This is a genomic window from Leifsonia sp. Y878, from assembly GCF_057669685.1.
Genome location: NZ_JBYHFS010000005.1, coordinates 1 through 13,779 on the forward strand (window position 1 = coordinate 1; position 13,779 = coordinate 13,779).

Annotated in this window: 13 protein-coding genes; all 13 read left to right on the forward strand. The window is 66.3% G+C overall.

Annotated elements, in window-relative coordinates; translation table 11 throughout:
• The first annotated feature begins 141 nt into the window (after positions 1–141).
• The 13 genes from AC25Y4_RS15145 (at position 142) to AC25Y4_RS15205 (ending at position 13,766) form a co-directional block, all read left to right on the forward strand.
• Positions 142–2,133: a tetratricopeptide repeat protein gene (locus AC25Y4_RS15145; RefSeq protein ID WP_488121267.1), complete on the forward strand. Its 1,992-nt coding sequence runs from the start codon at positions 142–144 to the stop codon at positions 2,131–2,133.
• Entirely contained in the window at positions 2,108–3,139 is a 1,032-nt protein-coding gene (locus AC25Y4_RS15150; protein WP_488121268.1) for an HAD-IIA family hydrolase, read from the forward strand. The genes AC25Y4_RS15145 and AC25Y4_RS15150 overlap by 26 nt, the downstream gene beginning before the upstream one ends.
• A gap of 9 nt (positions 3,140–3,148) precedes the next feature.
• Complete coding sequence (locus AC25Y4_RS15155; RefSeq protein ID WP_488121269.1) at positions 3,149–3,319, forward strand: hypothetical protein; 171 nt, start codon at positions 3,149–3,151, stop codon at positions 3,317–3,319.
• On the forward strand, positions 3,316–4,251 hold the full coding sequence (locus tag AC25Y4_RS15160) for a TlyA family RNA methyltransferase (protein ID WP_488121270.1): 936 nt from the start codon (positions 3,316–3,318) through the stop codon (positions 4,249–4,251). The genes AC25Y4_RS15155 and AC25Y4_RS15160 overlap by 4 nt, the downstream gene beginning before the upstream one ends.
• A 4-nt stretch (positions 4,252–4,255) precedes the next feature.
• On the forward strand, positions 4,256–5,197 hold the full coding sequence (locus tag AC25Y4_RS15165; RefSeq protein ID WP_488121271.1) for an NAD kinase: 942 nt from the start codon (positions 4,256–4,258) through the stop codon (positions 5,195–5,197).
• A 6-nt stretch (positions 5,198–5,203) separates the two neighbouring features.
• A complete protein-coding gene (gene recN / locus AC25Y4_RS15170) occupies positions 5,204–6,898 on the forward strand; it encodes a DNA repair protein RecN (RefSeq protein ID WP_488121272.1) in 1,695 nt (564 codons plus the stop codon).
• A 17-nt stretch (positions 6,899–6,915) separates the two neighbouring features.
• Complete coding sequence (gene pyrG, locus AC25Y4_RS15175) at positions 6,916–8,604, forward strand: CTP synthase (protein WP_488121469.1); 1,689 nt, start codon at positions 6,916–6,918, stop codon at positions 8,602–8,604.
• Positions 8,597–9,313, forward strand: coding sequence for an NUDIX domain-containing protein (locus AC25Y4_RS15180; RefSeq protein WP_488121273.1), 717 nt, complete (start codon positions 8,597–8,599; stop codon positions 9,311–9,313). The genes pyrG and AC25Y4_RS15180 overlap by 8 nt, the downstream gene beginning before the upstream one ends.
• Positions 9,310–10,218: a site-specific tyrosine recombinase XerD gene (gene xerD, locus AC25Y4_RS15185; RefSeq protein WP_488121470.1), complete on the forward strand. Its 909-nt coding sequence runs from the start codon at positions 9,310–9,312 to the stop codon at positions 10,216–10,218. Before AC25Y4_RS15180 ends, xerD begins: the two co-directional genes overlap by 4 nt.
• A 337-nt stretch (positions 10,219–10,555) precedes the next feature.
• A complete protein-coding gene (locus AC25Y4_RS15190) occupies positions 10,556–11,467 on the forward strand; it encodes a ParA family protein (RefSeq protein WP_488121471.1) in 912 nt (303 codons plus the stop codon).
• A complete protein-coding gene (locus AC25Y4_RS15195; RefSeq protein ID WP_488121274.1) occupies positions 11,451–12,311 on the forward strand; it encodes a segregation and condensation protein A in 861 nt (286 codons plus the stop codon). Before AC25Y4_RS15190 ends, AC25Y4_RS15195 begins: the two co-directional genes overlap by 17 nt.
• Positions 12,301–12,945 (forward strand): SMC-Scp complex subunit ScpB, encoded by a 645-nt coding sequence (gene scpB / locus AC25Y4_RS15200; protein ID WP_488121275.1) that lies wholly within the window; start codon positions 12,301–12,303, stop codon positions 12,943–12,945. Before AC25Y4_RS15195 ends, scpB begins: the two co-directional genes overlap by 11 nt.
• Positions 12,942–13,766 (forward strand): pseudouridine synthase, encoded by an 825-nt coding sequence (locus AC25Y4_RS15205; RefSeq protein ID WP_488121276.1) that lies wholly within the window; start codon positions 12,942–12,944, stop codon positions 13,764–13,766. Before scpB ends, AC25Y4_RS15205 begins: the two co-directional genes overlap by 4 nt.
• Positions 13,767–13,779 lie beyond the last annotated feature (13 nt).

Genomic DNA, 13,779 nt, shown 5'->3' on the forward strand with positions numbered 1-13,779 from the left:
GAGACCCTGTGGGAGAGTAGGACACCGCCGGACTTAACTTAGAAAAATGTGAAATGGCCACCCTACGGGTGGCCATTTTGCGTTAAGCCGTACGCTAGAAGAGCAACACAGTACGGCACCACAAATTACACAGGAGATACAGTGAGCCCTTCAGGATCCAACGGCAACGACCCACGCGGCGGCAGCCGGGATGAACGCTCGTCCGGCGCAGGCCGTGACGACCGTTCGAGGGGCGCACAGGGCGGCGCAGGTCGCTCAGGCGGTGCTCCGTACCGCGGTAACTCCGATCGTCCGGCCCGTGATGGTGAGCGTGCTCCCTACCGTGGCAACTCTGATCGCTCGAGCGCACCCCGCTCCGGCGCACCGCGTGATGGCGAACGCCCTCCGTACCGCGGCAACTCCGATCGCCCGGCCCGTGACGGCGAACGTCCTCCCTACCGTGGCAACTCTGACCGCACGAGCGCGCCTCGTGACGGTGAGCGCAAGCCGTGGGCCAAGGATGGCGAACGCGCCCCGTACCGCGGCAACTCTGACCGTCCGGCCCGTGATGGCGAGCGTGCCCCGTACCGTGGCAACTCCGATCGCCCGGCTCGTGATGGCGAGCGTCCTCCGTACCGCGGTAACTCTGACCGATCGAGTGCTCCTCGTTCCGGCGCGCCTCGTGACGGTGAGCGCAAGCCATGGGCGAAGGATGGCGAACGCGCTCCTTACCGTGGTAACTCAGACCGCACGAGCGCTCCTCGTGATGGTGAGCGTAAGCCGTGGGCGAAGGATGGCGAACGCGCTCCGTACCGTGGCAACTCCGATCGTCCGGCCCGTGATGGCGAGCGTCCTCCCTACCGTGGCAACTCTGACCGCACGAGCGCGCCTCGTGACGGTGAGCGTAAGCCGTGGGCCAAGGATGGCGAACGCGCTCCATACCGCGGCAACTCCGACCGTTCGAGCGCACCCCGCTCCGGCGCACCTCGCGATGGCGAGCGTAAGCCCTGGGCCAAGGATGGCGACCGTAAGGAACACTCCTCCTACCGTGGCGGCGTAGATCGCCCGAGCCGTGATGGTGCCCGCAAGCCCTGGGACAAGGAGAACGTGCGGTCAGACCGTCCGCGCCGTGACTCAGCTCCCCGCGACGGCGAGCAGAAGCTCTGGACCCGCGACGGCGCTCCGGCCCGTAACGACCGTGAAGCTCGTGAGGCCCAGTACCAGGAAGAAATGACCGACGAGCAGCGGATGCAGCACGAGCTGCGCCCGGTTCGCTCACGTCACGACGACCCTGAGCTTCCCGACGATGTGTCCGACAAGGACCTCGACCGCATCGCCCGCAACGAGCTGAAGACCCTCACCAAGGACAACGCCGAGTTCGTGGCGAAGCACCTGGCTATGGCCGCCCGCCTGATTGAGACTGACCCAGAAGAAGCACACAAGCACGCGACATCCGCTGCCCGTCGTGCCGGCCGTATCGCCGTCGTGCGTGAAAGCCTCGCGATCACCGCGTACTCCGTGGGCGACTTCGCCCTCGCGCTGCGCGAGCTGCGCACCTACCGTCGCATCTCTGGTTCCAACGACCAGCTTGCGCTGATGGTGGACAGCGAACGTGGCGTCGGCCGTCCGGACCGCGCCCTTGAGCTCGGCCGTTCGGTCGAACGCTCCACCCTGCCCGCCGCCGTCCAGGTGTCGCTGGCGATCGCCATGTCTGGTGCCCGCCTCGACTTGAACCAGCCAGAGGCCGCACTGCTCGAGCTGGAGATCCCGCAGCTCGACGCGAGCAAGGCGTTCTCGTACAGCCCTGAACTGTTCCTGGCATACGCAGAGGTGCTTGAAGAACTCGGCCGCACCGACGAGGCAGAGAAGTGGCACCAGCTTGCCGCTCGCGCGGACGCCGCTCTGTCCCACATGGATGACGACGAGACCATTGAGATCGTCGAAATCGACGAAGAAGATGGCGACGACGACGTGGCAGTCGTGCTGGGCGACGACGCATCGGCTGACGACGCTGCTGACGTGGCCGAGGCTGCCGACGAAGTTTCGACGGATGCGACCGCCGCCGCTGACGAGACCGACGAAGACCAGGCTGATGCTGACGAAACTGACGAGGGCGACGAGGAGCGGGATGCTCAGGCTGGGCCGGAAAATTAGCACGCGGACGCCGCTTGACGGCATCGATACGGTTCTGGCCGACCTGGATGGTGTGGTGTACGCGGGTCCCGCGGCCATCCCGTTCGCCGTGGAGAGCCTGAATCGTGCCGCGGAGAGCATCCGCGTTGGGTACATCACCAACAACGCGTCGCGTACCGACCAGTCAGTGGCTGATCACCTCACCGAGCTCGGCCTGAACGTCGAAGCTCGAGACGTGGTGACCTCACCGCAGGCCGCCGTGCGTCTGCTCGCTGAGCAGGCGCCGGCCGGGTCAACGATCCTGGTCGTCGGCGGCGAAGGCCTCGTCGTCGAGGTGGAGAAGGCGGGCTTCACTGTCACGCGCTCCGCTGACGACAAGCCCGCTGCGGTCATCCAGGGCTTCTCGCCCGACATCGGCTGGGCCCAGCTCGCTGAGGCATCGTTCGCGCTGCACAGCGAGGTCGAGGGCGGCGGCATCCCGTGGATTGCCACCAACACCGACTGGACGATTCCGGTTGCCAGGGGCATTGCCCCCGGCAACGGCACGCTCGTGTCCGCTGTGCACACGGCCGTCGGACGCCTGCCCATCGTGGCAGGCAAGCCGGAGGTCGCCATCTTCGAAGAGGCCATCAAGCGCTTCGACACGACGAACCCGCTGTTCATCGGCGATCGGCTTGACACCGACATCCTCGGCGCCAACCGCGCTGGGATCCCGTCTGTGCTCGTGTTGACGGGCATCGACAAGGCCAAGCACACGCTGGCCGCCGATGCGAAGTCGCGGCCGACGTTCATCCTGTCCGATCTCCGTGAGCTGCACGAACCGTACCCGGAGACCGTTTTCTCCAAGGACAAGTCGTCGGCCACCGTGGCCGGTGCGCGCGTGGCGATCTCGGGGAACGACGTTGAGATCGTGGCGGAGGGCGACGGTGGAATCAACCTGCTGCGCGCTGCGTGTGCGGTGATTTGGGCATCCGGTCGACCGATCTACGGGCTGAACGTACCCGAACGACTCAGCCTCTGGCGGTAACCTAGGCCTGTGACTTCCACAGATGCTTCCACCGATGTCGCGACAGAATCGACACCAGCCCAGCTAGCCGCCATTGAGGCCCAGCCGCTCGAAACCCGTGCGGTCGCCTACGCGCAGCTGCACGATCAGCTCCAGGGCGCGCTCGAAGGTTCTGACGTGCCACGGTCGGCCACGGCATGAGTGACGTGCCACAGACCCCGGGCGGAGCCACGCCCAACGGCCAGACTCCTGACAGCCCAACGCCCGGCAGCAACACGCCCGGCAGCCCAACGCCCGCCGACTCTGATCTTCAGGATGCCGCTCCGGCGCGCCCGGCCACCCAGCGTCTCGACGCGGCGCTGGCCAGCAGCGGCCTTGCCAGGTCGCGCACCGTCGCGGCCAAGCTGATTGCCGATGGCCTGGTGACCGTTGACGGCATTCCGGTCGTGAAGGCCTCCTTCCCTGTGAAAGACGGGCAGCTGCTGCACGTCGCGGCGACCGACCACTACGTGAGCCGCGGTGCGCACAAGCTGATCGCCGCCCTCGACGCGTTCGAGGTGCCCGTCGCCGGGCGCACGGTGCTCGACGCCGGCGCCTCAACCGGCGGCTTCAGCCAGGTGCTGCTCGAACGCGATGCAGCGACGGTGATCGCCGTCGACGTCGGACACGGCCAGCTGTCTCCCACTCTCGCGATCGAACCGCGGCTGGTTCTCGTCGAGGGATTCAACCTGCGGTATGCGACCCCTGAAACCATTGCAGGGGCATCCGGTGTCACCACACGGCCAGACCTCGTCGTTGGCGACCTGTCGTTCATCTCGCTGACCACCGTGCTGCCGGCCCTCGTGGCCACCGCCGCAGAGGGCGCCGACTTCGTGTTGCTCATCAAGCCGCAATTCGAGGTGGGCAAGGAGAGCATTCGAGAAGGCATCGTGCACAACCCCGCGCTCCGCTCAGAGGCGATCGCGAACGTGTTGTGGGCGGCATGGGACCTCGGGCTTCGCACCAACGGGCTGATCGAATCGCCGATCGCCGGGGGAGCAGGAAACCACGAATATCTGTGCTGGTTGTCGAGCACAGCGGGCAGCAATCCGACAGAATGGCTTGACCGCATAACCGCACTTGTAGGAGCGTGACGAGATGACAGCAGCGCCACGCATGATTCTTGTTGTCGCGCACACCGGCCGGGCTGATTCCCTTGAGGCAGCCGTCACGGTGTGCGAGCAGCTTGTCGCCGCCGGAGCCATGCCTGTGCTGGCCGCCGACGAACGTGATGACCTGCTGCGCTCAACGCCGAGCCTCGCCGACTCCCTGGCGACATTCGGCACGAGCGCCCAGCCGGGAATCGCCGTGACCGACCTTGAACTGGCCATCGTGCTCGGGGGAGACGGCACCATCCTGCGCGCCGCAGAGATGGTGCGCGGCTCCAGCGTTCCGCTGCTCGGCGTCAACCTCGGCCACGTCGGCTTCCTCGCCGAGAGCGAACGCGACGACCTCGGCGACGCCGTTCGCCGGGTGCTCGCCCGCGACTACCTCGTCGAAGAGCGCATGACCATTTCGGTGCGGGTCAAGATCGACAGCGAAGTCGTCTATGAAACCTGGGCCCTGAACGAGGCCACCGTCGAGAAGGCCAGCAGAGAGCGGATGCTCGAAGTCGTCATCGAGGTCGACGGACGCCCGCTGTCCTCCTTCGGCTGCGACGGGGTCGTCATGTCGACACCGACCGGCTCCACCGCGTACTCTTTCTCGGCCGGCGGACCCGTTGTCTGGCCGAGCCTTGACGCCATGCTGCTCGTGCCGCTCAGCGCCCACGCACTCTTCGCCAGGCCGCTCGTCGTCGGCCCTGAGTCGTCGCTGGCCGTCGAAGTGCTGGGCCGCAACGACGGGACAGCGATCCTGTGGGCTGACGGCCGGCGCCCGTATGAGCTGCCAAAGGGCGCGCGCGTGATCGTTCGCCGCTCACCGATTCCGGTGCGGCTGGCGCGCTTGCACAGCGGCCCGTTCACCGACCGTTTGGTCAATAAATTCAATTTGCCGGTCACCGGCTGGAGGGGGCCTGTTGGCCGTGAGCGAGATGAGTGAGATCGCGTGATTGAGGAACTCACCATCAGGGACCTCGGCGTCATTGCCGAAGCGACCCTGCCGCTTGGCCCTGGCTTCACCGCTGTCACGGGCGAAACCGGCGCTGGGAAGACCATGGTCGTCACCGCGCTCGGGCTGCTGCTCGGCGAGCGAGCGGATGCCGGGCGCGTGCGCCAGGGACAAGCGCAGAGCTGGGTGGAGGGCCGCTGGATCGTCGATCCGAACGGTCCCGTCGCCGAGCGTGTCCGCGACGCCGGGGGAGACCTCGACGGCCCCGAGCTCATCCTGGGGCGATCCGTTTCGCTTGAGGGTCGCAGCCGCGCCGTCGTCGGCGGACGCAGCGCACCGGCCAGCGTGCTGAGCGACCTCGGCGGCGAACTCGTCGTCGTGCACGGGCAGTCAGACCAGATTCGACTGCGCTCCCAGACCGCGCAACGCGACGCCCTCGACCGCTTCGCCGGCCCAGACCTCGCCGCAGCGCTCACCGACTACCAGCACGCCCACACGCGCTGGCTCGCCAACCAGAACGAGCTTGAACGTCTCATCCTCGAGCGCGACCAGCGGGCCGCCGAGGCCGAACAGCTGCGCATCGCCATCGCGGAGGTCGAGACCATCGCGCCGCAGTCCGGCGAAGAAACCGAACTCTCCGAGCGTGCAGAGCGGCTCGGCAACCTCGAAGAGCTGCGCGTCGCCGCTGCCCAGTCCAGGGAACTGCTCTCCGCTGAGGAGAACCCAGACGACGCACCGGATGCCGTCGCCCTGCTCGACACCGCCCGTCGCCAACTCGAACGCGCGGCCAGCCACGACAGTGAGCTGCCGCCCATCGTCGAGGCCATCGCCAACGCCGGCTTCCTGGTGGCCGACATCGCCGCGCAGCTGTCCAGCTACCTGGCCGGCCTCGACGCGGACGGCTCGCGGGAACTCGAGATCGTGCAGGAACGTCGCGCCGACCTCACCGCGCTGGCCCGCAAGTTCGCCGGCGGGCTCGACGAAGCCATCGAGTTCCTCGACACCGGCAGTGCGCGCCTCGTTGAACTGGACGGCGACTCAGATCGCATCGACCAGCTGACAGAGCAGACGGCATCCGATTTCTTGATCGTCGACGGACTCGCCGACCAGATCACGGCGTTCCGTGAAGCCGCAGCCACCGCGTTGGCCTCCGCTGTGACGACGGAACTGGCGGCGCTGGCCATGCCGGATGCCTCCATCGTCGTGCTGGTCGACCGCCTCGACGAATTCACGGCAACCGGGCGCGACAGCGTCAAGATCCTGCTGCAGCCACACGTCGGCGCAGAGCCGCGGCCCCTGGCGCGCGGGGCATCCGGGGGTGAGCTTTCCAGGGTCATGCTGGCGATCGAAGTGGTCATCAACGCGACAGATCCTGTTCCGACATTCGTCTTCGACGAAGTGGATGCCGGAGTCGGCGGGGCGGCCGCCATCGAGATCGGGCGACGCCTGGCGAAGCTGGCCGAAACGGCCCAGGTCATCGTGGTCACCCACCTCGCCCAGGTTGCGGCATTCGCTGGCAATCACCTGAGCGTGGTGAAAGACAGCGACGGGGCCGTCACCGCCAGCAGTGTCCGCCAATTGCATGGTGATGAGCGGGCTGCAGAGATGGCGCGGCTGCTTTCGGGGCTTCCCGATTCGGCGAGTGGGCTCGAACATGCTCGCGAACTGATCTCCCTTGCCCACACGAACTGATAGGATTGAAGCCCGTGGTGAACATTTCTAACGCGGACAACTCAGACGGCATTACCAAGCACATTTTCGTGACCGGTGGTGTCGTTTCTTCATTGGGCAAAGGCCTGACGGCGGCAAGCCTCGGCAATCTCCTCACGGCACGCGGACTGCGCGTTGTCATGCAGAAGCTCGATCCCTATCTGAACGTCGACCCTGGAACGATGAACCCGTTCCAGCACGGTGAAGTCTTTGTGACGGACGACGGCGCAGAGACCGACCTCGACATCGGCCACTACGAGCGTTTCCTCAACATCAACCTCAACCAGGCGGCCAACGTCACGACCGGCCAGATCTACTCGCAGGTCATCGCCAAGGAGCGCCGCGGCGAATACCTCGGTGACACCGTGCAGGTCATCCCGCACATCACCGACGAGATCAAGCGCCGCATGCGCCTGCAGGCCAGCGACGAACCGCGCCCAGACGTCATCATCACCGAGGTCGGTGGCACCGTTGGTGACATCGAATCGCAGCCGTTCATCGAAGCCGCCCGCCAGGTGCGCCACGAACTCGGACGCAAGAACGTGTTCTTCGTGCACGTGTCCCTGGTGCCGTTCATGAACGCATCCGGTGAGCAGAAGACCAAGCCGACGCAGCACTCTGTCGCTGCACTCCGCTCGCTCGGTATCCAGCCAGACGCGCTCGTGCTCCGCAGCGACCGCCCGGTCTCCGAGTCGAACAAGCGCAAGATCGCGCTGATGTGCGACGTCGAAGAATCCGCCGTCGTCAACTGTGTCGATCTGCCGTCGATCTACGACATCCCGACGACACTGCACGAGCAGGGTCTCGACGCCTACATCATCGAAACCCTCGGGCTGCTCGCTGACGACGTGGACTGGGCTGGCTGGCAGCCGGTGCTCGACGCCGTGCACGACCCCAAGTTCGAGGTGAACATCGGCCTGGTCGGCAAGTACATCGACCTGCCAGACGCCTACCTGTCGGTCACCGAAGCGCTGCGCGCCGGTGGGTTCGCCCACCAGAGCAAGGTCAAGATCCACTGGATCCCCTCCGACGAGTGCGAAACCGAAGAGGGCGCTGCACGCATGCTCGCCGAACTCGACGGCATCTGCGTCCCAGGCGGATTCGGCGTGCGCGGCATCGAAGGCAAGCTCGGCGCCCTGCGTTTCGCCCGTGAAAACGGCATCCCGACGCTCGGCCTGTGCCTCGGCCTGCAGTGCATGGTCATCGAGTACGCCCGCAACAAGGCTGGACTGCCCGGCGCTTCCTCGAGCGAGTTCGATGAAGACACCGAATTCCCCGTCATCGCGACGATGGAAGAGCAGGTCGAGATCATCGCCGGCGGCGACCTGGGCGGCACCATGCGCCTCGGCCTCTACCCGGCCGCCCTCGCGCCCGGTTCGCTGGTGTCGGAGATCTACGGCGCCACTGAGGCGTCTGAGCGTCACCGTCACCGCTACGAGGTCAACAACCGCTACCGCGACCAGATCGCTGAAGCCGGCCTGTGGTTCTCCGGAACCTCGCCAGACGGCGCCCTCGTCGAGTACGTCGAACTGACGCGCGACCAGCACCCGTTCTACGTCGGAACGCAGGCGCACCCCGAACTGCGCTCACGCCCGAACGACGCCAACCCGCTGTTCCGTGGCCTGATCGGCGCGGCACTTGACCGCCAGCAGGCCAGCCGCCTGTTCGAAGTCAAGGCGGATGCTTAACCTTTCGACACCGGCCGACTCTGCGTCGGCCGGTTCCGCGTGGGCCGGCTCCGGCTCCGGTTCCGAGCTTCTGGCAGACACGCCCGCGTTCGCGCACGTGTCTGCGAGCTCGATCACCTTCAAGGGAAAGGTGTGGGACGTCCGCACCGACACCTTCGACTACAACGGTGAACCGATTGTGCGCGAGTACGTCGATCACACCGGCGCGGTTGCCGTGCTGGCCATCGATGAGAACGATCGCGCCCTGCTGATCAACCAGTACCGGCATCCGGTGCGTGCTCGCGAGTGGGAGATCCCGGCTGGTCTGCTGGATCTCGCCGACGAGCATCCGCTGGTTGCGGCCAAGCGCGAGCTCGCCGAAGAGGCCGACCTGGTCGCCGCGGAGTGGAACGTGCTCACCGAGTTCTACACGTCGCCAGGCGGCAGCACCGAAGCGATTCGTATTTACCTCGCGCGCGGCCTGAGTGCCACCGCAGAGGCGTTTGACCGCACAGAAGAGGAAGCGGATATCCAGCTGCGCTGGGTTCCCCTCGACGAGTGCGTTGACGCTGTGCTTGCGCGCCGGGTGCAGAACCCGTCGCTCGTGCTGTCGGTGCTGGCCGCCCAGGCTTCGAGGTCGCGTGGCTGGTCGACGCTGGCGCCGGCGGATGAGCCGTGGCCGCGGCATCCGTCACACTGGGCCACACCCGATTCAGCCGACCGCTCATGATCATCGAGGCGGCCGTGGATCTGTATCTGCGGCACGTCTCGGTGGAGCGCGGGCTGTCGAAGAACACGGTCGCCGCGTATCGCCGCGACCTGGTGATCTACGCTGGATGGCTCGCCGACCGTGAGTGCGACAACCCAGCAGAGATCTCGTCGAACGACGTGTCGGAGTTCGTGCGCTACCTCGGCACCCGCGAGGAGTCGCCGCTGACGGCGTCGTCCATCGCCCGCGTGCTCTCGACGGTGCGTGGCCTGCACCGGTTCCTGCTCGATGAGGGCGTGGTTGAAACGGATGTCGCCCGCGACACTCGACCCCCAAAGCTCGCGTCCCGCCTCCCCAAGGCGATCAGCATCGAACAGGTCGGGCGGCTGCTCGCGGCAACGGACGGCGACGATCCGCAGCAACTGCGCGACAAGGCGCTGCTCGAGCTGCTCTATGCGACGGGCGCCCGCGTGTCTGAGGTCGTGAACCTCAACGTTGACGATGTGATCGACGGCGACGTGGTGCGGCTGACCGGTAAGGGCGACAAGCAGCGGATCGTGCCGGTCGGCAGCTTCGCCCAGGCCGCAATCGACGCGTATCTCGTGCGGGCCAGGCCGCTGTTCTCCGTGCGAGGCAAGTCAACGCCAGCCCTCTTCCTCGGGCTGCGCGGCCAGCGGGTGAGCCGGCAGAACGCCTGGCTGATCATCAAGGCCGCCGCAGAACGGGCAGCACTCGACATCGAGGTGTCACCGCACACGCTGCGACACTCGTTCGCCACGCACCTGCTGGCCGGGGGAGCGGATGTGCGCGTGGTGCAGGAACTCCTCGGTCACTCGTCGGTGGCGACCACGCAGATCTACACCCTGGTGACCGCGGACACCCTGCGCGACATGTACACGACGGCGCATCCGCGCGCCCGCGCGTAACCCTGTCGCCCACCCACCCACCCCGTCGGTTGAGGAGCGCCCGAGGAACGAGGACGCGTCTCGAAACCCATCCGCTGGATGAGTAGAGCGCCGGCGAGGTCTCGAGACGGCCGTGGCCGGCCTCCTCGACCACCGGGGGTTGAGCCACGCGGTACGAACGCAGCGACGCGCATGTTGCAACACCCGCGACGCTGCGCACGACCCGCGCGACGGCCGGGGAGGTCTCGAGACGGCCGTGGCCGGCCTCCTCGACCACCGGGGGAGAGGAGTTGGATCGGCGCTGCTGCGGCGATGCGCGCCGTTCAGAGGGCGCAGGCTCGCTAGACTCAACGAAGTGATGGGCGCAGGACGGAATGAGGACATCTCAGTGGCGAAAAAGCAGGGTGACCTACTCCCCGGTTTCGACGACGTAATTGTCGGTCCCACCGGGCGACCAGTTCAGGATTTCGCGGTCCCCGCACCACTCAACAGCCACGGTCCTGCCCGCATCATCTCCCTCTGCAACCAGAAGGGTGGCGTCGGTAAGACGACCACCACCATCAACTTCGGTGCAGCGCTGGCCGGCTACGGCCGCCGCGTGCTCGTCATCGACTTCGACCCGCAGGGCGCTCTCTCCGCCGGCCTCGGCGTGCAGACTCACGACGTCACCACCATCTACGACCTGCTGCTGAGCGGATCGAAAGACCCGCACGAAGCCATCCAGCGCACCAGCGTTGAGGGCCTCGACCTGATCCCGGCCAACATCGACCTGTCCGCCGCTGAAGTGCATCTCGTCAACGAGGTCGCCCGTGAGCAAATCCTCTCGCGCGTGCTGCGCAAGGTCTCGGCCGACTACGACGTCATCCTCATCGACTGCCAGCCGTCGCTCGGCATCCTCACCGTCAACGCGCTGACCGCCAGCCACGGCGTGCTCATCCCGCTGGAGTGCGAGTTCTTCGCGCTGCGCGGCGTTGCACTGCTCATCGAGACCATCGACAAGGTTCGGGACCGCCTGAACCCCGCCATCGAGCTCGACGGAATTCTGGCCACCATGTACGACTCGCGCACCCTGCACTCCCGTGAGGTACTGGAGCGCGTCGTCGATGCGTTCGGCGACAGCGTGCTCGAGACGGTCATCGGCCGTACCGTGAAGTTCCCGGATGCCAGCGTCGTCGGCGTTCCGATCACCGAATTCGCGCCAGAGCACGCCGCGGCCAAGGCCTACCGGCAGATGGCGCGGGAACTGATCGTTCGTGGCGCAGTCGCCTAGCGCGGCCGGCGAGTTCGACCAGCTCACTGATCACGCGAGTGATCAGCCGGAAAACACGGCGACCCCCAGGTTCTCGGTCGCGCTCAGCAACTTCGAGGGACCGTTCGACCTGCTGCTGTCGCTCATCGGCAAGCACGAGCTCGACATCACCGAGGTGTCGCTCAGCACGGTGACCGACGAGTTCATCTCCTATCTGCGCGGCCTCGACTCGGAGAAAGAGCTCGACCAGGCCACCGAATTCCTCGTCATCGCCGCCACCCTGCTCGACCTGAAGGTCGCCGGCCTGCTGCCGCAGGGCGAGCTCGTTGACGCCGAAGACGTTGCGCTGCTCGAAGCCCGCGACCTGCTGTTCGCTCGACTGTTGCAGTATCGGGCCTTCAAACTGGCATCCGCTTGGTTCGTCGAACGTCTGGAAACCGAGTCGGCGAGGCACGTGCGCTCTGTGCGACTTGAGGAGAAGTTCCGTCAGCAGACGCCCGAACTCGTCTGGACGCTCTCGGCCGCCGACTTCGCCGTGCTCGCCACGATCGCCATGACGCCGCGGGAGATTCCCACCGTCGGTCTCGACCACCTGCATGCGCCGCTGGTGAGCATCCGTGAGCAGGCCGCGCACGTGGTGGCGATCCTGCGCTCTGGCGAGCCGATCTCATTCCGCCGCCTCATCGCGGGCATCGAGGAGAAGGGCGTCGTGATCGCCCGGTTCCTGGCCGTGCTCGAGCTCTACCGTCGCTCAGCCATCTCGTTCGAACAGCTCGAGCCGCTCGGCGAGCTCACCCTGCGCTGGAGCGCTGAATCCTGGTCAGACGAAGACCTATCCAATCTCGGAGCCGACTATGACAACTGACACGTCACTGACCGACCAGACCGAAGCGGATGCCGCCACGTCAGATTCCGCCACGGTAGACCGCTCCGACCTCGACCTCGAGCGCCAGCTCGAAGCGATCCTGATGGTGGCCGACGAGCCGCAGAGCCTCATGCATCTGGCGACGGCACTCGACCAGCCGTTGAAAGCGGTGCGGGCGGCCATCGGGCGCATCGCCGCCGACTTCGACGGACTGAGCGTGACCGACGGCGTGCCGACGGTGCGCCGCGGTTTCGAACTGCGCGAGGTCGCCGGCGGCTGGCGCATCTACGTGCGGCCGGAGTTCGACACTGTCGTCACCGATTTCGTGCTCACGCAGAACCCGAGCAAGCTGTCACAGGCTGCGCTGGAGACCCTTGCGGTCATCGCCTATAAGCAACCCATCAGCCGGGGCGCGGTAGCGTCGATTCGTGCAGTTAACGTCGACTCGGTCGTGCGGACCCTACTCGGCCGCGGATTGATCACCGAAGCATTCACCGATAGTGAGACCGGTGCGATCAATTACGCCACCACAGACTTGCTGCTCACGCAGCTCGGGATCAACTCGCTCGACGAGCTGCCCCCTATTTCGCCGCTCCTCTCGGACGGTGCAGACGGATTTGAGGATATGAAATGACAGACAACACCAGCAACGCCGCAGGCGACGGCCACGGACCGACGAACCCGGAAGCCGCCGAAGACGGCGTGCGTCTGCAGAAGGTCATGGCATCCGCCGGTGTTGCCTCGCGTCGCGTGTCAGAAGACCTGATCACCGCCGGCCGTGTGCGCGTCAACGGCAAGGTCGTCACTGAGCTCGGCCGTCGCATCCACCCGGAGACCGACCAGGTCGCCGTCGACAACATCGCCGTGCAGCTGGACACCACCCGCCGCTACGTCATGCTCAACAAGCCCGTCGGCGTCGTGTCGTCGATGCAGGACGAGAGCGGTCGCCCCGACCTGCGCGAATTCACCGACAAGTATGAGGAACGCCTCTTCAACGTCGGCCGCCTCGACGCTATGACGAGCGGCCTGCTCATCCTGACCAACGACGGCGACCTCGCGCACGTGCTCGCCCACCCGTCGTTCGGCGTGCTGAAGACCTACATCGCCAAGGTTGAGGGTCGCGTCAGTGCCCAGACCATCGCGAAGCTGCAGAGCGGCATCGAACTCGAAGACGGCCCCATCAAGGCCGACAAGGCACGCGTGCTCTCCGGCCAGAGTGGCGACGGCTACAGCCTGGTCGAGATCACGCTGCACTCCGGACGCAACCGCATTGTGCGACGGATGCTGGATGCAGTCGGTCACCCCGTCGTCGACCTCGTGCGCCGCCAGTTCGGCCCGCTGCACCTCGGCACCCTCAAGGTGGGCGACGTGCGCGACCTTACTAAGGTAGAACTCGGCCAGCTGCTCACGGTCTCCCGCACCCCGAGCTCTGCAGACCCAGAGACCACCAAGTAGGGCACCAGCCCTC